Here is a 22,511-nt window from a genome sequence, read left to right as displayed (position 1 = left end):
CCGTCAGCAACTCGAGGAGGTCGCCGTGGACGTCGCACCGGCGCCGTCCGCCGTGGTCGACCGGCTCCGGGCGGCCGGCTGCGTGTTCGCCGAGGACGAGGCGGCGCTGCTCGTCGCGGAGGCCGGCTCCCCCGCGCGGCTCGAGGAGCTGGTGACCCGCCGGGTGGCCGGCGAGCCGCTGGAGCACCTGATCGGCTGGGTCGCCTTCGACGGCCTGCGGATCGCCGTCGGGCCGGGGGTGTTCGTGCCGCGGCGGCGCACCGAGCTGCTGGTCCGCGAGGCAGCGGCGCTGGTGCGGCCGGGCGCCGTCGTCGTCGACCTGTGCTGCGGCTCCGGCGCGGTGGGTGCCGCCCTGCTCGCCCGGCACCCGGGCACCGTGCTGCACGCCGCCGACGTCGACCCGGTGGCGGTGCGCTGCGCCCGGGTCAACCTGCCGGGCGTCCCGGTGCACGAGGGCGACCTGTTCTCCGCCCTGCCCGAGGAGCTGCGCGGCCGGGTGGACGTGCTCGCGGCCAACGTGCCCTACGTGCCGACCCCCGCGCTGGCGCTGATGCCGCCGGAGGCGCGCGACCACGAACCGCGCACCGCCCTCGACGGCGGCGACGACGGGCTGGCCGTGGCCCGCCGCGTCGTCGCCGGCGCCGGGGCGTGGCTGGCGCCCGGTGGCGCGCTGCTGTTCGAGGCCGGGGAGGCGCAGGTGCCGGCCGCGGTCGCCGCGCTGTCCGCCGCCGGGCTGCGCCCGCGGGTGGTCACCGACGACCAGCGGGGGGCGACCGTCGTCGTCGGGGCCGCGGGGGCGAGACTGGCCGGGTGAGCGACGACGCGCCGATCTGCTCGGCGAAGGGCTGCTCGGCCCCGGCCGCCTTCGCCCTGGTCTGGAACAACCCGAAGCTGCACACCCCGGACCGGGAGAAGGTCTGGCTGGCGTGCGGCGAGCACCGGGAGCCGCTGTCGCACCACCTGGCCAGCCGCTCGTTCCTGCGCCGGGTGGACCCGCTGGCCTAGCGCGCCTGGGCGGCCAGCTCCCGCCACAGGTGTGCGGTGGCCTCGGCGCAGCGGTGCAGCATCGAGAGCAGCACCCGCTCGTTGGGCGAGTGGATCCGGTCGGTGGGCAGGCCGGCGCCGAGGAACAGCAGCGGCGCGCCGAGCACCTCGACCAGGTCGGCCTCCGGGCCGCTGCCGCCCTCGCGGGTGAAGAGCACGTCGGCGGGGTCGGTGTCGAAGGCCTGGCCGATGGCGCGCAGCAGCGCGTCCATGGCCGGGGAGTCGAGGTCGCTTGCGCAGGGCGCGACTCCGCCCGGCGGGGTGTGCACCTCGGCGACGATGCCGTCGGGCACGTGCTGCTCGAGCCACGCGCGCAGCAGCGGGCCGATGTCCTCCGGGCGCTGGTCGGAGACCAGCCGGAAGGTCACCTTGGCGTGCGCCTCGGCCGGGATGATCGTCTTGTGGCCGGGCCCGGTGTAGCCGCCCCACATGCCGTTGACCTCGGCGGTCGGTCGGGCGCCGGTCCGCTCCAGGGTGCTGTATCCGGCCTCGCCGTAGGTGGCCCGCGAGGCGGCCGGGCCGGCCAGCCAGGCGGCTTCGTCGAACGGGACGCGGGCCATGAGCGCCCGCTCGCGCTCGGACAGCGGGCGCACCTTGTCGTAGAACCCGGGGAGGGTGACCCGGCCGTGCTCGTCGTGCAGCTCCGCCAGCAGCTCGGCCATCGCGTGCAGCGGGTTGGGCACGGCGCCGCCGAACGAGCCGGAGTGCAGGTCGACCGCCGGACCGCGCAGGGTGATCTCGGCGTCGGCCAGGCCGCGCATGGCGGTGACGGCGCTGGGGACGTCGGGGGCGGCCATCCCGGTGTCGGAGACGACGACGACGTCGCAGGCCAGCCGCTCGCGGCGCTCCTGCAGGAGGGCGGCGAAGTGCGGCGAGCCGGACTCCTCCTCGCCCTCGATCAGCAGCTTCACCGTCACCGCGGGGGTGTCCCGGCCGGTCGCGGCCAGGTGCGCCCGGATGCCGAGCAGGTGGAAGGCGACGTTGCCCTTGTCGTCGATGGCGCCCCGGGCGTGCAGTTCGGGCCCGTGCTCGCCCTCGACCACGGTGGGCTCGAACGGCGGGTGCACCCACAGCTCCGGCGGGTCGACCGGCTGCACGTCGTGGTGCCCGTAGACCAGCGCGACCGGGGCGCCGGCGTCGGCGCTGGGCCACTCGGCGAAGACCGCGGGCGCGCCGGCGGTCGGCCAGATCTCCACCGTCGGGAACCCGGTGCGGCGCAGCGCCTCGGCCAGCCACTCCGCGCTGGCGGCGACGTCCGGGGCGTGCGCCGGGTCGGCCGAGATCGACGGGATGCGCAGCCAGGCGTCGAGGTCGGCGTGCAGGTCGTCGAGGTGGGCGGAGACGAAGGCGCGTTCCGGGCTGCTGGTCACGCTGGGCGACGGTAGCGGCGTGGGCGGCATCACCGGCTCCCGGCTAGCGTCCGGGGGCATGGCCGGAGAACTGCTGCGCACCGATGTCGGCGACCTGACCTTCGACGTCCGCGTCGACGGTCCCGAGGACGGGCGGCCGGTGCTGCTGCTGCACGGCTTCCCGGAGACCTCGGCCTGCTGGGCGGCGGTGACCCCGCTGCTGACCCGGGCGGGGCTGCGCACCTACGCCCCCGACCAGCTGGGCTACTCCCCCGGCGCCCGCCCGGGCGACGTGGACGCCTACACGATGCAGAACCTGGCGCAGGTCACCGCAGACCTGATGACCGCGCTCGCCATCCCGGTCGCCGACGTCGTCGGGCACGACTGGGGCGCGAACGTGGCCTGGACGCTGGCGGCCTGGCACGCCGACCGGGTCCGGTCGCTGACCGCGGTGTCGGTGCCCCACCCGGCCGCCTACACCGCGGCCTTCCGCGTCGACCCCGAGCAGAAGGAGCGCTCGGCCTACATCCGGCTGTTCTGGCAGGAGGGCAAGGCCGAGGAGGTGCTGCTGGCCGACGGCGCGCGCCGGTTGCGCGGCATGTACGACGTCGAGAACAGCGGCATCCCGCCCGAGACGGTCGACGAGTACGTGAGCGTGCTGTCCGCGCCGGGCGCGCTGACGGCGGCACTGAACTGGTACCGGGCGATGAGCTCGAGCACCCGCCTGGACCCGGTCGAGGTGCCGACCACCTACGTGTGGAGCGACGCCGACGTCGCCATCGGCTCGACCGCCGCGGATGCCTGCGCCGGCTTCGTCAGCGGCGACTACCGGATGGTGACGCTCCCGGGGATCACGCACTGGATCCCCGAGCAGGCGCCCGAGCAGCTGGCGGCCGCGATCCTGGACCGCGTCGCCTCGAGCTGAGACTCAGAGCATCCGGTAGTAGCGGAGCTGCGGGAACGGCCGGAAGCCGGCCTTCTCGTAGGCCGCCCGGGCGGGGGCGTGCCCCGGGTCGCCGCCGGTGGCGATGACGGCGAGCACCGAGCCGTGCGCGCGCATCTCCTCGACGGCCCGGGCGAGCAGGGCGTCGGCCGTGCCGCGGCGCTGGGCGGCGGGGTCGACGGCAATCATCTCGACCTCGCTGCTGTTCGGCTCCCCGTGCGTCTCGTCGTGGTGGACGACGGCGACGAAGCCGGTCACCGCGTCCCCCTCCTCGGCGACCCAGCTGCGCGTGCCGGCGTCCCGGACGACGCCTGCGACGGCGGCGGCCTGCATCGCGGACCAGTCGGGGTAGAGGTGCGCGAAGACGGCCTCGCCCATGACGGCGCGCATGGACTCGAACACCGGCGCCCACGCGCGCAGCGAGAGGTCCACGACGGCGTCGACGTCGCAGCCGGCGAGCGGGCGGATCGTCGGGGTCACGCGCCCACTGTCCCGAGCCGGTCAACCGGATTGCGGCGGCGTCAGGTGCCGGCGCCGGTGACGAGGTCCAGCAGCGCCTGCTCCCCCAGCAGGTCGACGGGGCGGACGGTGAGCCCGGCGGCGACGTGGTGGAACCCGGCGCTCACCTGCTCGACCGGCACGCCGGTGAGCCGCGACCAGCCCAGCCGGTAGGCGGCGAGCTGGACGCCGGCCGCGGCCAGCTCGGCGCCGGTGGGCGGCGGGCCGGTCTTCCAGTCGAGCACCTCGTAGCCGCCGTCCTCGCGCCGGAACACCGCGTCGATCCGCCCGCGCAACGTCAGCGGGCCCAGCGGCGTCTCGAAGGGCACCTCGACCTCGAGCGGCTGGCGGTCGGCCCACTCGCTGGCCAGGAACGCCTCCTGGAGCTGGGCGAGCGCGGCGTCGGGGGCCGCGAACTCGTCCCCGGAGCCGGGCAGCTCGTCGAGGTCGACCAGCCGGGCGGCGCCGAACCGCTCCTCCAGCCAGGTGTGGAACGCGGTGCCGCGCCGGGCCTGCGGCGCGGGCGCGGCGGGCATCGGCCGGCGCAACCGGCGGGCCAGCTCGGCCGGGTCGCGGCGCAGCGTGACCAGCGCGGAGACCGACAGGTGGGAGGGCAGCGGCACCTCGACGGTGGAGCCCGCGTGGCGGGCCCGCTCGCGGAGCAGCAGGTCGGCGTCGCGCACCCAGGAGGCCACCAGCGGGTCGTCGTCCCCGAGCGCCAGCGCGGCGTCCAGCGGGTGCGGCGCGGCGGCCTCCACCAGCTCGGCGGCGGCGCTGAGCGCGCGGCGCCGCCGGGCCGAGAGCGGATCGGCCGGCCAGCTCCCGATCGGCCACTCCTCGAGCGCCGGGTTCGTGACGCCGTCCTCGGGTGCCGGCGCCCAGTGCACGACCTCCCCGGCACCGGCCTCGCACACCTCCCGGGCGGTGTGCAGCAGCACCGACGGGCCGCACGGGTTCACCCCGTCGCGCCACCAGCTGCCCGAGCACAGCAGCAGGTGCCGGGCGCGGGTGACCGCGACGTAGCCCAGCCGGATCTCCTCGTCACGGCCGAAGTCCTTCCAGTCCGAGACGTACTGCTCGAGCGCGTCACGGACCGCGGCCTGGTCACCCGAGCCGGGCACCGGCAGCGTCAGCGCGGGCAGCTCGGCGCGGTCGGTGAGCCGCAGCTCCGCGGGCACCGCGCCGGGGTCCTTGATCCAGGAGTCGCTGGCGTTGCTCTTCGAGGGGAACTGGTCGACGGTCATCCCGGGCACGGCGACGACGTCCCACTCCAGGCCCTTGGCGGAGTGGCCGGTCAGCAGCTGCACTGCTTCGGGGTTGACCGCCACCTCGCCGGGCTCCAGGCCGCGCTCGCGTTCCTCGGCGTCGCGCAGGTAGCCCAGGAACGCCGGCAGCGAGGGCAGGTCGGCGAGCTCGGTGAACTCGGCCGCGACGCCGTGCAGCGCGTCGAGGTGGGCGCGCGCGCCGGCGGGGCTGGCCTCGGGCGCGCTGGCCAGCTCGGTCTCGAGGCCGAGGGTGCGGGCCACCTCGTCGACGAGGTCGGGCAGCGACTCCCCGAGCCGGTTGCGCTGGTGCGCCAGCTCCGCGCCCAGCCGGCGCAGCCGCCGGTGCCCGTCGGGCGAGTAGTCCGCCGCGTCGCCGAGGTCGTCCAGCGCCTCCACGATCGAGCCGCGCTCGACCGGCGCCTCCACGACCGCTCCCGTCGCGTCGCCCGCCTCCCCGGCCGGGGGTGCCGGGCGGCGGGCGTGCACCAGCGCGCGGGCGCGCGCCTCCAGGGCGGCGAGGTCGCGCGGCCCGATCCGCCAGCGGGCGCCGGTGAGCAGCCGGCCGAGGGCGTCGCCCGCGGTCGGGTCGACCAGCACGGTCAGCGTGGCGACGACGTCGGACACCTCGGGCACCTCGAGCAGCCCGCCCAGGCCCACGACCTCGACGGGCAGGCCGCGCTCGCGCAGCGCGGCGGCGATGCCGGGCAGCTGCTTGCGCGTGCGCGCCAGCACCGCCACGGTGGGGCGGCGGCGCACCTCGTCGTCCTCCGGACGACCCCGCGGCCAGGAGCCGTCCCCCTCCGCCGTGGAGCCGCTGCGTCGTCCCTGCGCGGACCCCTCCGGGGCCCACTCGGGCCGACCGGCCGTCAGGTCCTTCGCGTGCCAGATGGCCGCCAGCCGGTCGGCGAGCGCGGCGGTCTCGTCGGCGATCGTGTCGTAGAGCCCGACGGTGACCGCGCCCCGGCCGGCGGTGGGCGCCGGCGCAAGGTCCGGCAGCGGGTGCGCCGGCGGCGGCAGCATCGCGGAGACCGCGTTGGCCACCGCGAGCACCGTCTCGTCGTTGCGCCAGCTGGTCGCCAGGGTCAGCCGCTGGGCGCGCAGCCGCCCGCGCCCCGGGAACGTGCGGTCGAAGCGCTCGATGGTGCCGGCCGACGCCCCGCGCCACCCGTAGATCGACTGCCGGGGGTCGCCGACGGCCAGCACCGGGTGCCCGGTGCTCCCGCCGAACAGCGCCTCGAGCATGCGCAGCTGCCCGACGCTGGTGTCCTGGTACTCGTCGAGCAGCACGACCTTCCAGCGGGCGCGCTCGCGGCGGCCGACCTCGGGGGCGGCGACCGCGATGCGCGCGGCGTGGGCGACCTGGTCGGCGTAGTCGATCGACCCCATGGCCCGCTTGCGCGCCTCGAACGCCTCCACCAGCGGCAGCAGCGCGACCCGCGCCTTCTGCCGGGCCAGCATCTCGGTCACCGCCGCGTACGGCCCGCGCTTCTTGGGCGCGTCCGCGTAGCCGGCGATCCGCGCCTCGAGCCGCGCCGTCCAGGTGCGCAGCGCCTCCGGGCTGACGTCGTGCTCGCCCATCTCGGCGGCCAGCGCGAGCACGTCCTCGACGGTGGTGAGCGGGGTGAGCGGGACGTCGCTCATGTCGCCGGTCCACGACGAGACGACGGTCGCCGCCTGCCCCCAGCACATGGCGGGGCCCAGCACCCCCGCCCCGGGCTCCACGCCGATGCGCAGGCCGTGCTCCGCGACGAGCGCGGCCGCGTAGCCGTGGTAGGTGGCTACGGTCGGCTGGGCGACGGCCAGCCGGTCGCGGAGCCCGGGCTCGGTGTCGGGGTGGCGGGCCAGCGCGCCCAGCCGCAGGTGCACCCGCTCGTTGAGCTCGCTGGCCGCCTTGCGGGTGAACGTCAGACCGAGGATCTCCTCCGGCTCCACCACCCGGTTGGCCACCAGCCACGAGACGCGCGCGGCCATGGTCTCGGTCTTGCCGGAGCCCGCGCCGGCCACGACGACCAGCGGCCGGTCGGCCGGCGCCTCGACGACGCGGGCCTGCTCCGCCGACGGGGCGTACGACAGCCCGCAGCGCGCCGCGACCTCGGCCGGGGTGAGCAGCCGCCGGGGCTCCGCCGGCTCGGGCGCCCCGTCGCCGGCCAGGTCGTCGAAGGAGAGCTGGGTCATCCCGTCACCTGCCGGCCGGGCTCCTGCATCGGGCAGCTGCGCCGCGCGGGGCAGCGGGCGCAGTGGCTGCCGGTGCGCACCTCGAAGGTCGCCGCGCCCATCCCCTCGCCCACCTCGGCGATCAGCTCGCCGGCCCACGTCGTCGCCACCGGCACGTCGGCGGGCAGCGGCGGCTGGTGCTGCTCCTTGGCCTTCGCCCCGCTGCCGACCTGCAGCAGCGCCGCGCCGCCGGGCACCGCACCGTGCTCGCCGAAGCCGCCGGCCGCGACCGCCACCTGGTAGGCGGCCAGCTGGCCGTGCTCCTCGGTGTTCTTCGCGGCCGTCCTGCCGGTCTTGAGGTCGACCACCACGAGCCGGCCCTCGCCGTCGCGCTCGAGCCGGTCGACCTGACCGCGCAGCCGGGCCCGGCCGACCACCACGTCGAAGTTCTCCTCCACGCCGACCAGCTCCCGGTCGTTGGCGGCGTGCCAGCGGAGGAAACGGGCCAGCATGTCCTGCGCCGCCGAGCGCTGCCGCTGGTCGGCCCAGCCCGGGCCGAGGTCGAGCTGGTCCAGCTCGCCGTCGAGCGCGGCCGGCGCCTCGGCGGGCGGCAACCCCTCGGCCACCTGCTGGGCGACGGCGTGCACCGCGGTGCCGACCGTGCGGGTGGAGTCCGGCGAGGCCTCGGCCCCCACGGCGCCCAGCACCCAGCGCAGGGGGCAGCGCTGGAAGGTCTCGATGTGCGAGGGGCGGACGCGCACGTCGGCGTCCTCGGCGACCAGCGGGGCGTCGTCGGACAGCGCGGCCAGGCCCCACCAGTGCCGCGGCGAGGCGCCCGGCACGCCCTCGTCGGCGAGCCGGCGCAGCACCGACGCCGCGGCCGAGCGGCGCGGGGCCGGGGTGGCCGGATCGGTGACCGCGCGGCGCAGCTCGGCGACCAGCGCCGGCAGCGTCAGGGAGCGGGGCAGCTCGGTCAGCGGGCGCCCCTCCTCCGGCGGCGGCTCGACCAGGTCGAGGAAGCGCGAGGCGGTGGCCCCGGCGTCCGCGCCGTCGAGGGCGCCCTGCACGGCCGTGACCAGCAGCCGGCGGCGGGCTCGGGTGACCGCGACGTAGAACAGCCGCCGCTCCTCCGCCAGGGCCAGCGCTCGCCGGTCGACCGACGCGCCGTCGATCCCCGCGGCCCGCTCGACGAGCACCTCGGCGCCCAGCAGGGAGGAGCGCTCGCTCAGGTTGGGCCACACCCCCTCCTGCACCCCGGCGATGCAGACGAGGTCCCACTCCAGGCCCTTGGCGGCGTGCGCGGTGAGCAGCCGGACCGTCTCCCCCGCGGCCGCCCGCGCGGCGCCGGTGTCGCTGGGCAGCTCCTGCGCCGACAGGTGCGCCAGGAAGGCGCGGACGTCGGCGCGCGGCAGCCGGTCGACGAAGCCGGCGGCGGCGTCGAACAGCGCGACGACGGCGTCCAGGTCGCGGTCGGCGACCGCACCCGGCGGGCCGCCCGCGGCGCTGGCCCGGGCCCACGCGCCGGCCAACCCGCTGGCCTGCCACATCGCCCACAGCACGTCCTCGGCGGTGCCGTCCTGGGCCAGCGCGAACCGGCCGGCGCCCAGCACGCCCGCGACCCGCCGCGCGGGCCGGGCGACGTGGTCGGGCAGGGCCGCCAGCAGGCCGTCGTCCTCCAGGACCGCGGCCAGCGGGGCGCCGCGCTCGGCGGCGTCGACCCCGCGGCGGGCCAGCTCGATCCGGACCGCGCGGCGCAGCCGGCGCAGGTCGAGGACGGTGGCCCCGCCCAGGGGCGAGGCGAGCAGCGACTCGGCGGCGGTCTCGTCCAGCCCGGTGACGACGCCGTCTGCGGCGTCGGTGCCCGGCCGGGGCAGCAGGGCCCGCAGCGCCCCGAGGAACGGCGCGACCGCGGGCTGGCCGGCCAGCGGCAGGTCGTCGGAGGAGACGCCGATGGGCACGCCCGCCGACGCCAGCGACCGGCGCAGCGGGCCCAGCGCGGCGGCGGTGCGTACGACGACCGCCATCTGCGACCAGGGCACGCCGTCGAGCAGGTGGGCGCGGCGCAGCCGGTCGGCGAGGTACACCGCCTCGATCGACGCGGACCCGAACACGTGCACCTCGGCGGCGCCGGGGTCGTCGGTCTGCCCGGCCGTCAGGCGCCGGTGCTCCCACGGCCCGGGCAGCCCCTCGGCGACCTGCCGGCCGATCCGGAGCAGCTCGGCACCCGAGCGCCGCGAGACACCGAGCGACAGCCGGGCCGCCGGGCGCCCGTCGGTGTGCCGGAACCGGTCGGGGAACTCGGTGATCCCGCGCGGCTCGGCGCCGCGGAAGGCGTAGATCGACTGGTCGGCGTCGCCCACCGCGACCAGGTTGCCGCCGCGGCCGGCGAGCAGCGCCAGCAGCTCGACCTGCGCCGGGTCGGTGTCCTGGTACTCGTCGACGAACAGCCAGCGGGCCCGCTCGCGCTCCTGGCGGAGCAGCTCGGGATCGCCGTCCAGCTCGGCGATGGCCTGGCGGACCAGCTCGGCCGGGTCGTAACCGGAGGCGTCCCCGCGACCGAAGGTGGAGAAGGCGGTGACCGCCTCGTACTGCTCCTGGAAGGCGGCGGCGTGCACCCAGTGGTCGCGGCCGGTCTCCCGGCCCCACGCCGCGAGCTGCTCGGGGACGACACCGCGCTCGACCGCACGGAGCAGCAGCTCGCGCAGCTCGGTGCGGAAGCCCTCGGTGCCCAGCGCGGGCGCGAGGTCCGGCGGCCAGCGGACCGCGCCGTCCTCGTCGACGTCCCCGCGCAGCAGCTCGGCGATGACCGCGTCCTGCTCGGCGGAGGTGAGCAGCCGGGGCGGGGCGTCGCCGCGCAGCAGCGCCGCCCGGCGCAGCACGCCGTAGGCGTAGGAGTGGAAGGTGCGGGCGAGCGGTTCGCGGATCGTCTGCCCGACGCGGGTGGTGATGCGGGTGCGCAGCTCGGCGGCGGCCTTGCGGCTGAAGGTGAGGACCAGGATCTGCTCGGGGTCCACCCCGGCCTCGATGCGGGTGGCGACCGCCTCCACGATCGTCGTCGTCTTGCCGGTGCCCGGTCCGGCCAGCACCAGCAGCGGCCCGGCGGGGTGGGCGACGACGGACTGCTGCGTCGGGTCCAGCCGCGGCCGGGCGGACGCGGGCGCCTCGCGCTGCACGAGCCGGTAGACCGGCGTTCCCCCCTGAGCCACCTCTCGATGGAAGCACGACCGACCGACAGTTCCGGGACGGGCGCGACCCGGCCCGGAACGGCGGCGGCCGTCAGCCCTCGACGAGCCGCCAGGGCTCCCGGCCGATCGCGTCGGCATCGGCCCGGTCGAGCGTGCCGACCGCCACCAGCCGGTTCAGCACGTGCCCCTGCCGCGACCGCGCCAGCTCCGGGTGCAGCAGCGGGTCGTAGGCGCTGGGCGCCTGCACGAGGCCGACCAGCACCGTCGCCTGCGCCCAGTCCAGCTCCGCCGGGGTGCGCCCGAAGTATCCCTCCGCGGCGGCCCCGACCCCGTAGAAGCCGTGCCCGAAGTACGCGGCGTCGAGGTACATGCGCAGGATGTCCAGGTTGCTCCACCCGCGGTCGATCTTGACCGCCAGGACGACGGCGCGCGCCTTGGCCATCGGATCGGTGGCGCCGTCCTCGTACAGCAGCCGGGCCAGCTGCTGGTGCAGGGTGGAGCCGCCGTGGTCCCGCCCGCTGACCAGCCCGAGCGGCGCGCGCAGGGCGCCGCGCCAGTCGATGCCGATGTGGTCGGCGAAGTGGCTGTCCTCGGTGGCCAGCAGGGCTGCGGCGATCCGCGGGGGCACCTCGGCCTCGACCGGCGTCCCGGCATGGGCGGCCAGGCGGGCGTCCACCCGCGACCGCGCGTCGCCGACCCCGGGGGTGGCGGTCCAGGCGGTGCCCAGCAGGAGGGCAGCGAGGACGGCGAGGCCCACGACGAGCCGGCGGGCGCGCCGTCCCCACCGGGCGGTCCGCGGAACGGGGGTGCTGCGCTGCCTGGTCGTCGTCTCCACCCCCTCATCCGATCGTGCGACCGCGTCCTCCCGCGTCGTCCCGGTCGATGATCGTGGTCGATGCGGCGTCATCCCTGGGGAGGACGTCCGTGTCGCGGTCGGGCCAGGCGACGGCGGCGAGGTCGACCCGGCCGTTGCGCACCGGCACGCCCTCGGTCGCGAGCAGTTCCAATTGCCGGGCGCGAACCGGTTCCGCGGCGCTGCCGTCGGCCCGCACCACGCGGAACCAGGGCACCGCTCCCCCGCCCGAGCTGAGCGCCCGGGCCACCCGGCGCGGGCCGACGCCCACGAGCCGGCCGATGGCGCCGTAGGTGCTCACCCGCCCGGGCGGGATCCGCTCCACGGCGTCGAACACGGCCTCGTCCACGTCGAGCACGCCGTCGTCCACGGACGCATCGTGCCCGGTCGGGCGGCCTAGCGGTCCTTGCGGCCGAACCGGGCGAGCAGGCGGGTCTGCGGGGCGGCCGACGCCGGCACGTCGAGCGGGGGGTCGAAGAAGCCGGGGACGCCGTCGGCCGGCAGCTGCTCGGCCAGCAGCAGCGCCGCGGTGACCAGCTCGGCGTCGAGCCGGGTGTCGCCTCCGGTGGCCCGCGCCAGGTCCCACGCGTGCACGGTCAGGTCGGCGGTCATCTCGAGGATGTACTGGCCCGCGGGGGTCGGCCCGCGCTGGAGGTGCACGGTGCGCCGCAGCGCATCGTCGGCGGCGAAGGCGGTGAGCGCGCCGTCGGCGGCGGTCTCCCAGCCGGTGAGCGGGTCGTCGCCCAGCAGGTCGCCGGTGTCGTCGGGGAACCGGCCCTCCGCGAACGGCTCCCCGGACAGCAGCGGCACGGCCCACAGCTGCTCGCTGATCAGGTGGGCGACGAGGTCGGCGACCGTCCAGCCGGGCAGTGCCTCGTCCTCCCACTGCCCCGGTTCGACCGCGTCCACCCGGTCGGTGAACTGCGCCTGCGCGCGCTGGAACAGCTCGAGCAGCTCGACGGGCGAGAAGTCGGCCATGACGCCAGTCAACAAGACGTCGGCCCGGCCCGCCTCCCCGGGGGGAGTGCGGTGCCGGGCCTCCGGAGCGCCCTGCGGGATCAGTACGTGGGCAGCGTCTTGTCGATGCGCGTGGCCCAGGAGGTCACGCCGCCCTGGACGTGCACGGCGTCCTTGAAGCCGGCCGCCTTGACCGCGGCGAGCACCTCCGCCGAGCGCACACCGGTCTTGCAGTGCAGCACGATCGGCTTGTCGTTGGGCAGCTCGGCCAGCGCTCGGCCGGAGAGGATCTCGTCCTTCGGGATCAGCCGCGCGCCCGGGATGGAGACGATCTCGTACTCGTTGGGCTCGCGGACGTCGATCAGGTCGAAGTCCTTGCCGGCGTCCATCATGTCCTTGAGCTCGTCGACGGTGATCGTCGAGCCGGCCGCCGCCTCCTGCGCCTCGACCGACACGACGCCGCAGAAGTTGTCGTAGTCGATGAGCTCGGTGATCGGCTCGCCCTCGGGGTCCTTGCGCACCTTGATCGTGCGGAAGGTCATCTCCAGGGCGTCGTAGACCATCAGCCGGCCCAGCAGCGTGTCGCCGATGCCGGTGATCAGCTTGACCGCCTCGGTGGCCTGGATGGCGCCGACCGTGGCGCACAGCACGCCGAGCACGCCGCCCTCGGCGCAGCTGGGCACCATGCCGGGCGGCGGCGGGACGGGGTAGAGGTCGCGGTAGTTCGGCCCGTGCTCGTTCCAGAAGACCGAGACCTGGCCGTCGAACCGGTAGATCGAGCCCCAGACGTAGGGCTTGCCGAGCAGCACGCACGCGTCGTTGACCAGGTACCGCGTCGCGAAGTTGTCGGTGCCGTCGACGATCAGGTCGTACTGGCTGAAGATCTCCAGCACGTTGTCGTTGTCCAGCCGCGTCTCGTGCAGGCGGACGTCGATCAGCGGGTTGATCTCCTTGATGGAGTCCCGCGCGCTCTGCGCCTTGGACCGGCCGACGTCGGACTGCCCGTGGATGATCTGGCGCTGCAGGTTGGACTCGTCGACGGTGTCGAACTCGACGATGCCGAGCGTGCCGACGCCGGCCGCGGCCAGGTACATGAGCACCGGCGAACCGAGACCGCCGGCGCCCACGGCGAGCACCTTGGCGTTCTTCAGGCGCTTCTGCCCGTCCATGCCCACGTCGGGGATGATCAGGTGGCGGCTGTAGCGGCGGACCTCGTCGATCGACAGGTCGGCGGCGGGCTCCACCAGCGGTGGCAGGGACACGGTTGCTCCTCGTTCGGTGGACAGCGGCCCGCGAGGGGACCGTCGAACACGTGCAGCAACAGCGTGCCAGCCGAGTTCCTTCCCGCCGCCCGCGGCCTCGGCCAGGGCCCGGTGCAGGGACTAGGGGTAGGGCCAGGCGTTCTTGGTGCAGCCCCCGAGCCCGAGGGTCTGCTGCTGCATGACCGGGGCGACCGCGCCGGCGCCCGGGCAGGGCTGGTGGCCGTTGCCCAGGGCGTGCCCGACCTCGTGGTTGACCACGTAGAGCCGGTAGGTCGCGATGTCGCCCTCGTAGTCGGGGACGGCGGTGGCCCAGCGGGCCAGGTTGATCACGGCGCGCTCGCCGTACCGGCAGGAGGTGTAACCGCCGGTGCCGACGCCCGGGCAGTAGGTCTCCATGCTGCCGGGGCTGACCAGCGTCACCTTGAACTCGTACTGCGCCGCCGCGGCCTCGGCCGCGCCGACCCGCTGGAAGGACATCCAGCCGCCGCCGCCCCACGACCGCGGATCACCCAGCGTCGCCTCGACCGCCGCGGCGAAGCCGGTCGGGTCCACCTCGATGCCGTCCTCCACCTCGACGACGAAGCGCTTCAGCGGCCCGGAGCCGTACACCTCGGAGGTGCCGTCGACGACCGACACGGAACCGGCGCCCTGCTCGACGTAGGGGGCGGCGTCGGTGGCGGGCGGCGGGAGCTCGCTCGGTTCGGCATCGCCCTCCGCGGGCCCGTCCGGGACGGGCACCGGGTCCGGCGACGGTGCCGACGCCGCCGGCGGGGTGCTGGTGCTGCTCGTGGGGGCCGTACCGGCGCTCTCCGGGGCGCCGAGGGCCAGGTCCACCAGGGCGATCAGGGTGGCCAGCGTCAGGAACGGGATGGCGTAGGCGCGCCAGCCGTACCGGCGGGCGAAGCCGCGCAGCGGCCCCTCGTGCCGGGTGGTGCGGCGGGCCCGTACCGGGTCCGGCGCGGCGACCAGAGGGCCGGCGCTGCGGCGTCCCGTCACTGCTGACCTCCCCGGCTGCTCGACCCGACGTCCCGGGCCAGGGTCTCACGCTCGGTGGCGTGTCGGCCGCAGCCGGGAACACCGGTCCGCGACGGGCCGGGTCAGCCGGCCGGCAGGGCCTCGAGCATGCCCAGGACGGCGCGGGCGGTGGGTTCGGGGGCCTCGAGCATCGCCACGTGGCCGACGCCCTCGAGCACCCGCAGGTGGGCGCCGGGGACGGCGGCCGCGAGCCGCGGGGCGAGCGCCGGATCGACCAGCCGGTCGCGGTCGCCCCAGACCACCAGGACGGGCATCCGCAGGGACCGGGCCTGCCGCCAGGCGTTGGCGCGCCCGATCCGCAGGTAGGAGGTGATCAGGCCCCGCATGTTCCCGGCCAGCGCGCGATCGGCCCACGGCTGCTCGGCCCGGACGCGCATCTCCTCCACGGCCTGCTCGACCCGCTCCCTCGGCACCCGGTCCGGCCGGCCGAAGCACATGCGGATCATCGCCCGCACGTTCTGCTCCGGGGTGATCCCGGCCAGCCGGCGCTCGGCCAGCGAGACGGCACCGGGCAGCAGCAGGAGCAGCAGCGCCTTGCTGAACGCCGGCGGCACCCGGTACACCGGCATCGCCGGCGAGATCAGCGTCAGCGAGCCCACGAGGTCGGGCCGCCGCGCGGCGACGAGCAGGCTGACCAGGCCGCCGAGGGAGTTGCCCAGCAGGTGCACCGGGCGCCCCTGCGCCTCCCCGGACTGCCGCCGCACGTGCTCGAGGAGCTCGACGACGGTGCGCACGTGGCCGCGGATGGAGTAGCGGCCCCGCGACGGCGGGTTCGAGTGCCCGAACCCCGGCAGGTCGACCGCCCAGCCGTCGACCCGGACGGCGAGCAGCGCGGCCAGGTCGGTCCAGTTGGTCGAGGCCCCGCCCAGCCCGTGCACGTACACGGCGCGCTCGCGCGGGGCGCCGTCCCGGTTCCCGTCGACCGGTCCGGTCCACGGGGTGCACCGGACGAACACCTCGCCGCCGTCCAGGGACAGCTGCTCCCCGGGCCACGGGGGCAGCAGGGTGCCCAGCGCGGGGAGGGCGGTGGCGGAGTCGGGCGCGTCCCCGGTGGACGGCACGTCGCCGGCGTCGGGCCTGGTCATCTCGGGCATCGCACCGACGGTAATCCCGCCGCGGCCGCCCGCGGTGGGGGGACGCGGGCCGCCGGTAGCATCCCGGTGCCATGCAGCCCCCACGCCCCGCTCCCGCCGCCAACCGGCGCACCGCGCGCCTCCCGCGCGGCGCCCGGCGGATCCAGCTGCTGCGGGCGGCGCAGGACGTGTTCGTCGCCCAGGGCTTCCACGCCGCCGCGATGGACGACATCGCCGACCGCGCGGGCGTGAGCAAGCCGGTGCTCTACCAGCACTTCCCGGGCAAGCGGGACCTCTACCTGGCACTGCTGGAGGAGCAGGTCTCCGAGCTCGCGGACCGCGTCGCCGAGGCCATGGGCCGCACCGACGACAACCGGGCCCGGGTGGACGCCGCCGTCGGCGCCTACTTCGACTTCATCGACGCCGAGGGCGAGGCCTTCCGCCTGGTGTTCGAGTCCGACCTGCGCAACGACGCCGACGTGCGGGCGATCGTCGACCGCGGGACCGGCGCCTGCGTCGAGGCGATCGCCGAGGTCATCGCCGCCGACACCGGGGCCGACGCCGAGCGCGCGCTGCTGCTCGCCTCCGGGCTGACCGGGGCCGCCGAGGCCAGCGCCCGCTGGTGGCTGCCGCGCAAGGGCACGGTGTCGCGCGACGAGGCCGTGGCCCTCATGTCGGCGCTGGCGTGGCGCGGCATCTCCGGTTTCCCGCGCGTCGACGGCGGCCTCCCGCTCGTCTGACGTTCGCTGTCGGCGCACCGGCTCCGGCCGCCCGCTGCCCGCCCCCTGGACTAGCGTTGACCCCAGTCGCGCGAACCGAGGAGGCATCGCCCACGTGGAAGTCAAGATCGGCGTCCAGCACTCCCCCCGGGAGCTGGTCATCGACAGCCCCAAGACCCCTGACGAGATCGCTGCGGAGGTGTCGGCAGCCATGTCCGGCACCACCAAGGACGGCCTGCTGACGCTCGTCGACGAGCGGGGTCGGCGCGTCGTCGTCCCGGTCGACCGCATCGCCTACGTCGAGATCGCGCAGGCCGACCAGCGGCGGGTCGGATTCATCGCGGGCAGCACGGCCTAAGAGCCTGCCCGATCAGAAGGGGGCGCCTCCGCCGCGGCGGAGCCGCCCCCTTCTGCGTGGTCGTGCCGAGTGGGGCCCGGAGGGTCCCGCGCAGGCGCGACGGACGCGCTCAGCTCAGCCGGAGGACGGCTCGTGGCCGCGGTGTCGGCCGGAGGCCGACCATGTCATCGCGGGAGCGCCCTTCTTCATGGGTTGAGGCCGAGGGACGTCATGCGTTCGGTGTGGGCGCTGGTGATCCGCTCGATGAGCCGGGCGACGCCGGCCAGGTCGCCGGTGCCGGTGATGATCAGGTCGGCCAGTCCGTCGTGCTCGGCGATGACCGCCTGCGACCGGCTGATCGCCTCGCCGACGAGCCGCCGTCCCCAGAGCGCCAGCCGGCCGGCCAGCCGCCGGTCGGCGGCGATGGCCGCGCGCACCTCGCGGACGGCGAAGTCGGCGTGCCCGGTGTCGTCGAGCACCTCCAGCACGAGCAGCCGGTCGGCCTCGGGCAGGAAGGCCGCGATCTCGCGGTAGAAGTCGGCGGCCAGCCCGTCGCCGACGTAGGCCTTGACCAGGCCCTCCAGCCAGGTGCTGGGCTGGGTGCTCTCGTGGAAGGTGTCCAGGGCCGAGGCGAACGGCGCCATCGCGGCGGCCGGGTCGGCGCCGAGCTCCACGAGCCGCTCGGTGAGCCGCACGTGGTGGGCGATCTCCGCGGCCGCCATGCGGGCCAGCGCGGCGCGCCCGTCGAGGGTGGGCGCCAGCCGGGCGTCCTCGGCGAGCCGGTCGAAGGCGGTCAGCTCCGCATAGGCGAGCACCCCCAGCAGGTCGACGACGGCGCCGGGTCCGGGCTGGCTCACACGGGTCTCCTGGGGGCTGGGGGCGGGGAGCGGGCGCGCGGTGCGGCCGGCCCCGGAGGAGTGGGGCGGGCCACATCGTGCGTGCGGCGCGCAGAGGCTAACCGGTCCCCGCGCTACCATGGGCCCTGGTGGACCGCACGGGCCACCGTGCACACGTGCGCTGACGACCGTCGGACGACGCCCCCAGGGGCCGTCTCCCGGGCAGGTCCCGCAGGGACGCCCGGTCATGCTGGCCGCGTCGGCGCTGGAACCCATCCCGCGACAACCGACCCCGGGACCGGTCCGACGCTGCGAGCGGCGAGGACCTCTCCCCCCAGCAGACCAGAGGCGAGACCGCTGACCTCCACCGAGAACGACACCACCCCCGCGGCCGACGTGGCCGCCCTCGAGCACGCCGAGTCCGGCGCGCCGGCTCCCGAGGAGCTCGAGACGCAGGTCGAGGAGCTGGGCGGCGCCCCCGTCGCCAGCGACAGCCCGCTGTTCAGCGACTTCGACGTGCACCCCGACATCGTCGCGGCCCTGGCCGAGGCCGGGATCACCCGCACCTTCGCCATCCAGGAGCTCACCCTCCCGCTGGCGCTCACCGGCAACGACCTCATCGGCCAGGCGCGCACCGGCACCGGCAAGACCCTCGGCTTCGGCGTCCCGATGCTGCAGCGGGTCACCCCGCCGGCCGAGGGCGGCGACGGCGTGCCCCAGGCGCTGGTCGTCGTCCCCACCCGCGAGCTGTGCGTGCAGGTGGCGCGCGATCTGTCGACGGCGGGCGCCAAGCGCGGCATCCGCGTCGAGGCCATCTACGGCGGTCGCGCGTTCGAGCCGCAGATCGAGTCGCTGCAGAAGGGCGTCGAGGTCGTCGTCGGCACTCCGGGCCGGCTGCTGGACCTCGCCCAGCGCGGCGACCTGATCCTGGGCAAGGTCCGGATGCTCGTCCTCGACGAGGCCGACGAGATGCTCGACCTGGGCTTCCTGCCCGACATCGAGCGGATCCTCGCGATGGTCCCGGAGAAGCGGCAGACGATGCTGTTCTCGGCCACCATGCCCGGCCCGATCGTCACCCTGTCGCGCTCGTTCATGACGCAGCCGACGCACATCCGCGCCCACGGCAACGACGAGGGTTCGACGGTCCCGCAGACCACGCAGTTCATCTACCGGGCGCACAACCTGGACAAGCCCGAGCTGCTCGCCCGCGTGCTGCAGTCCCGCGACCGCGGCCTGGTCATGGTCTTCTGCCGCACCAAGCGCACCGCGCAGAAGGTCGCCGACGAGCTCGTCGACCGCGGGTTCGCCGCGGCCGCCGTGCACGGCGACCTCGGCCAGGGCGCCCGCGAGCAGGCGCTGCGCGCCTTCCGCAGCGGCAAGGTCGACGTGCTGGTCGCCACCGACGTCGCCGCCCGCGGCATCGACGTCACCGGTGTCAGCCACGTCGTGAACTACCAGTGCCCCGAGGACGAGAAGACCTACGTGCACCGCATCGGCCGCACCGGCCGGGCCGGCTCGACCGGTGTCGCGGTCACGCTGGTCGACTGGGACGACATCCCGCGGTGGCAGCTGATCAACAAGGCGCTCGACCTCGGCTTCGACGACCCGCCGGAGACCTACTCGACCTCGCCGTGGGTCTACTCCGACCTCGACGTGCCCGAGGGCGCCAAGGGCCGGCTCCCCCGCTCGCAGCGGACCCGCGAGGGTCTGGACGCCGAGGTGCTCGAGGACCTCGGCGAGACCGGCAAGCGCAACCGCCCCACCGGCGGCGACCGCGGCGGCCACGACCGCGGCGGCCGGGGTCGTCCGGACTCCGACCGGCCCGCCGGCGGCGAGGGTTCCGGCGGCGGCAAGAGCCGGCCGCGCCGACGCACCCGCGGCGGGAGCGGCTCGGGCGCCGAGGGCGAGGGCGCCGCACCGGCGCAGGCCCCGGCCGCGTCGGGCGACGCCGCGCCGCAGGGTGAGGGCGCCGAGGGCGGGGCCGCGAAGCCGCGCCGTCGTCGTCGCCGTCGCGTGGCGGCGCGGGCCGCAGCGACGCAGCACCCGCAACCGACGCCTGATGCGGTGGTCGCCGGCCCGCCCGCCCCTGCGCGTGTGGGTGTGGCTCGCGGCCACCCTGGCCCTCGTCGTCGTCGCCGCCCTGCTGTGGCGCGGCTCGGACGCGGCGGCCACCGAGAGCACCACCGCGGCACCGGCCGACGTCCCCTCGGGGGCGCCGGCCGGCGCCGTCTCCCCCGCCTGGTCGGTCGAGAGCGCGCCGCTGCCCGCCGACGTCGTCGAGGCGGCGCGGGTCGTCGTCGGCACCCCGACCGGGGTGCGGGCGCTGGACCCGCTGACCGGCGAGGAGGCCTGGCACTACACCCGGGACAACGCCCGGCTGTGCGGGCTCACCGTCACCGACGGCGTCGCGGTCGCGGTGTTCCGCACCGAGCAGCGCTGCGACGAGGCGGTCGGGCTGGACGCCGGCACGGGGGTGCGGTCCTGGACGCGCAACCTCGACCTGCGCGGTGACGCCGTCCTGACCTCGACGGCGCAGATCGTGCTGGCCGCCAGCCCCACCGGCGTCCTCACGTTCGACCCGGTGGGCAACAACGTCCGCTGGCGGGCCGGCGCGCCCGGGGGCTGCGAGTGGCTCTCCGCCGCGGCCGGCAGCGCGGGGGTCGCCGTGCTGCAGCGCTGCGCCGGCGGCGACGCCGTCCAGCTGCGCCTCTACGACGGCTTCGCGGGCAGCGAGCACTGGACCGTCGACGTGCCGGCGGCCGAGGACGCCGACGTCGCGCTGCTCGGCGCCGACGGGCTGCTCGGCGTGCGCGTGGACGGCGAGGTGCGGCTGTTCGCCCAGGAGGACGGCAGGCAGCGGGCCACCGTGCCGGTCGCCGGCGACGACGCCGCGCAGACGTCGGCCGCGGGTCTCGTGCTCGTGCGCGCCGGCGGCACCGTGTCGGCGTTCGACCCGGCGGGTGGCCTCCCGCGCTGGACCGCGCCGGCCGAGGGGCTGCCCACCCCGACCGCGGCCGGGGTGCCCGAGGTGGTGCTGCCGACCGCGGGGGGGTTCGTGGTGCGGAACGCGCTGTCCGGCGAGGAGGTGGCCCGCTGGGTCGCCGACGACGTGCCCCCCGGCGGGACGGTCGGCGTCGTCGGCCCCGTCGTCGTCCTCCGGCTGGACGACGAGGTGCGCGCCTACCGGTAACCCCCCGTGACGGGGACCGCCCCGGCGCGGTTCACTGGGGGCATGGCCCCCGGTCCCGAGTCCGCCCCCTCCGTCGCCCCCACCGACCTGCGCCAGCTGGCCGACCACGGCGCCGCAGCCCGCAGCTTCACCGGCGGTGCCGGCCCGCTCGCCGCGCTGGACACCGGACCGGGCGCCGAGGGCACGGTCCTGATGGTCGCCGGCTACACGGGGAGCAAGGAGGACTTCGCGCCGCTGCTCGCGCCGCTGGCCGACTCCGGCTACCGCGTCGTCGCGATCGACCAGCGCGGCCAGTTCGAGTCGCCCGGCCCCGACGACCCGGCCCGCTACTCGGTGGCCGAACTCGCCGACGACGTGATCGGCGTGGCCCGCGAGCTGGCCCTGGACGCCGGCGGCCCGGTGCACCTGCTCGGCCACAGCTTCGGCGGGCTGGTCACGCGCGGCGCGGTGCTCGCCGAGCCGGGGCTGTTCCGCTCCTTCACCCTCCTCGGCTCGGGTCCGGCGCAGCTCACCGGCGGGCGGGCCGAGCTGCTCGACCACCTGGGCCCGCTGCTGGAGGCCGGCGGCGTGCAGCTGGTGCACGAGACCATGGAGCAGCTGGCGATGACCGACCCCAAGGCCCAGGCGGTGCCGGCGCCGACCCGCGAGTTCTACGCCCGCCGGTTCCTGCGCAACTCCGCTGCCGGGCTGCGCGGCATGGCCGACGCGATGCTCGCCGAGCCCGACCGGGTCGCGGAGCTGAAGGCGACCGGACTGCCGGTGCTGGTGGCCCACGGCGAGGCCGACGACGCGTGGATGCCGCACGTGCAGGCCGACATGGCGCAGCGGCTCGGCGCCCGGTACGAGGTCATCGAGGACTCGATCCACTCCCCCGCGGTGGAGAACCCGCCGCGCACCGTCGCCGTGCTGTGCGACTTCTGGTCGAGCGTGCCGGCCCGGGCGTGAACCGCCTGCCGTCGCGGTCGGACTGGACCGCCGAGGAGGACCGGCTGGGCTTCTTCGGCCCGGGCAGCGTCACGTGGCGGGTGCACGCCGACCCATCGTTCTCGGTGGGCGGGCTGCGCGCGCTGCTGCTGCAGGCGCTGCACCCGGTGGCCATGGACGGCGTGGCCGGCAACTCCGTGGGCTTCACCGAGGAGCCGTGGCCGCGGCTGATCCGCACCGCCACCTACGTCGACACGCTCACCTTCGGCACCCGCACCGAGGCGGTCCGCGCGGTGGCGCGGGTGCGCGGCATCCACCGCCAGCTGGGCGGGACCGAGGCGACCACCGGCCGCACCTACCGGGTCGACGACCCGGACCTGCTGCTGTGGGTGCACTGCTGCGAGGTCGACTCGCTGCTGTCGGTCGCCCGGCGCGCCGGGCTGGCGCTCACCGACGACGACGCCGACCGGTACGTCGCCGAGCAGGTGACCGCCGCCGAACTGGTCGGCGCGGACCCCGCCGAGGTGCCCGCCTCGGTCGCCGAGCTGGCCGCCTACTTCGAGCGGGTGCGGCCGCAGCTGGCGGTCACCCCCGCCGCCCGGGACGCCTACCGGCTGGTCGTGCTCCCGCCCATGAAGACGTGGGTGCGCTACCTGACCCCGGCGCAGCCGGCGTGGGGCGGGCTGGCCTCGCTGGCCGTCGCGCTGCTGCCCGTGTGGGCGCGGCGGATGTACTCGCTGCCCGGCCTCGGGCTCACCGACGCCGCGGCGACCCCCGCGCTCCGCGCCTTCCGGCAGGGGCTCCTGCTGCTGCCGCAGCGGGCGCAGCGCTCACCGATCGTGTGGGCGGGTTACGAGCGGGTCGGAGCCCAGCGGCTCAGCGCCTGA

General features: G+C 76.3%; 19 protein-coding genes and 1 pseudogene. 9 read left to right on the top strand and 11 right to left on the bottom strand.

From position 1 onward, the window contains the following. The first annotated feature begins 25 nt into the window (after positions 1–25). Both JKP76_RS08825 and JKP76_RS08820 read left to right on the top strand, forming a co-directional pair. The gene (locus tag JKP76_RS08825) at positions 26–814 is read left to right on the top strand and encodes a putative protein N(5)-glutamine methyltransferase (RefSeq protein WP_200490526.1); all 789 of its coding nucleotides are present in this window, start codon (positions 26–28) and stop codon (positions 812–814) included. Next, the gene (locus JKP76_RS08820) at positions 811–1,005 is read left to right on the top strand and encodes a hypothetical protein (RefSeq protein ID WP_200490525.1); all 195 of its coding nucleotides are present in this window, start codon (positions 811–813) and stop codon (positions 1,003–1,005) included. The genes JKP76_RS08825 and JKP76_RS08820 overlap by 4 nt, the downstream gene beginning before the upstream one ends. Here the strand turns inward: JKP76_RS08820 and JKP76_RS08815 are convergent. Continuing rightward, on the bottom strand, positions 1,002–2,414 hold the full coding sequence (locus tag JKP76_RS08815) for a M20/M25/M40 family metallo-hydrolase (RefSeq protein WP_309232893.1): 1,413 nt from the start codon (positions 2,412–2,414) through the stop codon (positions 1,002–1,004). The two genes, JKP76_RS08820 and JKP76_RS08815, sit on opposite strands and share 4 nt — an antisense overlap. 58 nt (positions 2,415–2,472) lie before the next feature. On the opposite strand from JKP76_RS08815, the gene JKP76_RS08810 reads away from it, so the two are divergent. After that, complete coding sequence (locus JKP76_RS08810; protein WP_200490523.1) at positions 2,473–3,318, top strand: alpha/beta fold hydrolase; 846 nt, start codon at positions 2,473–2,475, stop codon at positions 3,316–3,318. A 3-nt stretch (positions 3,319–3,321) separates the two neighbouring features. On the opposite strand, the gene JKP76_RS08805 is transcribed toward JKP76_RS08810, so the two are convergent. The 9 genes from JKP76_RS08805 to JKP76_RS08765 all read right to left on the bottom strand — a co-directional run bounded on the left by JKP76_RS08805 (position 3,322) and on the right by JKP76_RS08765 (position 15,639). Further along, the gene (locus JKP76_RS08805) at positions 3,322–3,816 is read right to left on the bottom strand and encodes a GNAT family N-acetyltransferase (protein WP_200490522.1); all 495 of its coding nucleotides are present in this window, start codon (positions 3,814–3,816) and stop codon (positions 3,322–3,324) included. Positions 3,817–3,857: 41 nt separating this feature from the next. Continuing rightward, positions 3,858–7,274 (bottom strand): ATP-dependent DNA helicase, encoded by a 3,417-nt coding sequence (locus JKP76_RS08800; RefSeq protein ID WP_200490521.1) that lies wholly within the window; start codon positions 7,272–7,274, stop codon positions 3,858–3,860. After that, positions 7,271–10,459, bottom strand: coding sequence for an ATP-dependent DNA helicase (locus JKP76_RS08795; RefSeq protein ID WP_200493200.1), 3,189 nt, complete (start codon positions 10,457–10,459; stop codon positions 7,271–7,273). Before JKP76_RS08795 ends, JKP76_RS08800 begins: the two co-directional genes overlap by 4 nt. Before the next feature lie 70 nt (positions 10,460–10,529). After that, positions 10,530–11,273 carry a biosynthetic peptidoglycan transglycosylase gene (locus JKP76_RS08790; protein ID WP_200490520.1) on the bottom strand — a complete coding sequence of 248 codons (744 nt, stop codon included), beginning with the start codon at positions 11,271–11,273 and terminating at the stop codon, positions 10,530–10,532. 4 nt (positions 11,274–11,277) lie between these two features. Beyond that, the gene (locus JKP76_RS08785) at positions 11,278–11,661 is read right to left on the bottom strand and encodes an MGMT family protein (RefSeq protein WP_309229888.1); all 384 of its coding nucleotides are present in this window, start codon (positions 11,659–11,661) and stop codon (positions 11,278–11,280) included. Positions 11,662–11,687: 26 nt separating this feature from the next. Beyond that, positions 11,688–12,269, bottom strand: coding sequence for a TIGR03086 family metal-binding protein (locus JKP76_RS08780; RefSeq protein ID WP_200490519.1), 582 nt, complete (start codon positions 12,267–12,269; stop codon positions 11,688–11,690). A gap of 80 nt (positions 12,270–12,349) precedes the next feature. Next, positions 12,350–13,510 carry an adenylyltransferase/sulfurtransferase MoeZ gene (moeZ, locus tag JKP76_RS08775; RefSeq protein ID WP_200490518.1) on the bottom strand — a complete coding sequence of 387 codons (1,161 nt, stop codon included), beginning with the start codon at positions 13,508–13,510 and terminating at the stop codon, positions 12,350–12,352. A gap of 120 nt (positions 13,511–13,630) precedes the next feature. Then, positions 13,631–14,506: a DUF3152 domain-containing protein gene (locus JKP76_RS08770; protein WP_309229889.1), complete on the bottom strand. Its 876-nt coding sequence runs from the start codon at positions 14,504–14,506 to the stop codon at positions 13,631–13,633. Positions 14,507–14,607: 101 nt separating this feature from the next. Then, positions 14,608–15,639: an alpha/beta fold hydrolase gene (locus JKP76_RS08765; protein ID WP_200490517.1), complete on the bottom strand. Its 1,032-nt coding sequence runs from the start codon at positions 15,637–15,639 to the stop codon at positions 14,608–14,610. 71 nt (positions 15,640–15,710) lie between these two features. On the opposite strand from JKP76_RS08765, the gene JKP76_RS08760 reads away from it, so the two are divergent. After that, on the top strand, positions 15,711–16,358 hold the full coding sequence (locus JKP76_RS08760; protein ID WP_200490516.1) for a TetR/AcrR family transcriptional regulator: 648 nt from the start codon (positions 15,711–15,713) through the stop codon (positions 16,356–16,358). 94 nt (positions 16,359–16,452) lie between these two features. Beyond that, the gene (locus tag JKP76_RS08755; RefSeq protein ID WP_200490515.1) at positions 16,453–16,695 is read left to right on the top strand and encodes a DUF3107 domain-containing protein; all 243 of its coding nucleotides are present in this window, start codon (positions 16,453–16,455) and stop codon (positions 16,693–16,695) included. Between the two features lie 185 nt (positions 16,696–16,880). Here the strand turns inward: JKP76_RS08755 and JKP76_RS08750 are convergent, their stop codons facing one another. Beyond that, positions 16,881–17,531 carry a ferritin-like fold-containing protein gene (locus JKP76_RS08750; protein ID WP_200493201.1) on the bottom strand — a complete coding sequence of 217 codons (651 nt, stop codon included), beginning with the start codon at positions 17,529–17,531 and terminating at the stop codon, positions 16,881–16,883. Positions 17,532–17,591: 60 nt separating this feature from the next. Between JKP76_RS08750 and JKP76_RS20680 the strand changes: the two are divergent. From JKP76_RS20680 to JKP76_RS08730, 4 genes and pseudogenes are all read left to right on the top strand, one after another. Next, positions 17,592–18,965 (top strand): annotated as a pseudogene (locus JKP76_RS20680) (DEAD/DEAH box helicase); the annotation flags it as partial. 859 nt (positions 18,966–19,824) lie between these two features. After that, complete coding sequence (locus JKP76_RS08740) at positions 19,825–20,700, top strand: PQQ-binding-like beta-propeller repeat protein (RefSeq protein ID WP_309232892.1); 876 nt, start codon at positions 19,825–19,827, stop codon at positions 20,698–20,700. Between the two features lie 42 nt (positions 20,701–20,742). Then, positions 20,743–21,645: an alpha/beta fold hydrolase gene (locus tag JKP76_RS08735; protein WP_200490512.1), complete on the top strand. Its 903-nt coding sequence runs from the start codon at positions 20,743–20,745 to the stop codon at positions 21,643–21,645. Continuing rightward, positions 21,642–22,511, top strand: coding sequence for an oxygenase MpaB family protein (locus tag JKP76_RS08730; RefSeq protein ID WP_200490511.1), 870 nt, complete (start codon positions 21,642–21,644; stop codon positions 22,509–22,511). Before JKP76_RS08735 ends, JKP76_RS08730 begins: the two co-directional genes overlap by 4 nt.

The organism is Blastococcus sp. TML/C7B, from assembly GCF_016612845.1.
In the GTDB taxonomy this organism is placed as follows: domain Bacteria; phylum Actinomycetota; class Actinomycetes; order Mycobacteriales; family Geodermatophilaceae; genus Blastococcus.
The sequence above is the reverse complement of the archived record's forward strand: the minus strand, read 5'-3'. Positions and strand labels throughout refer to the sequence as shown.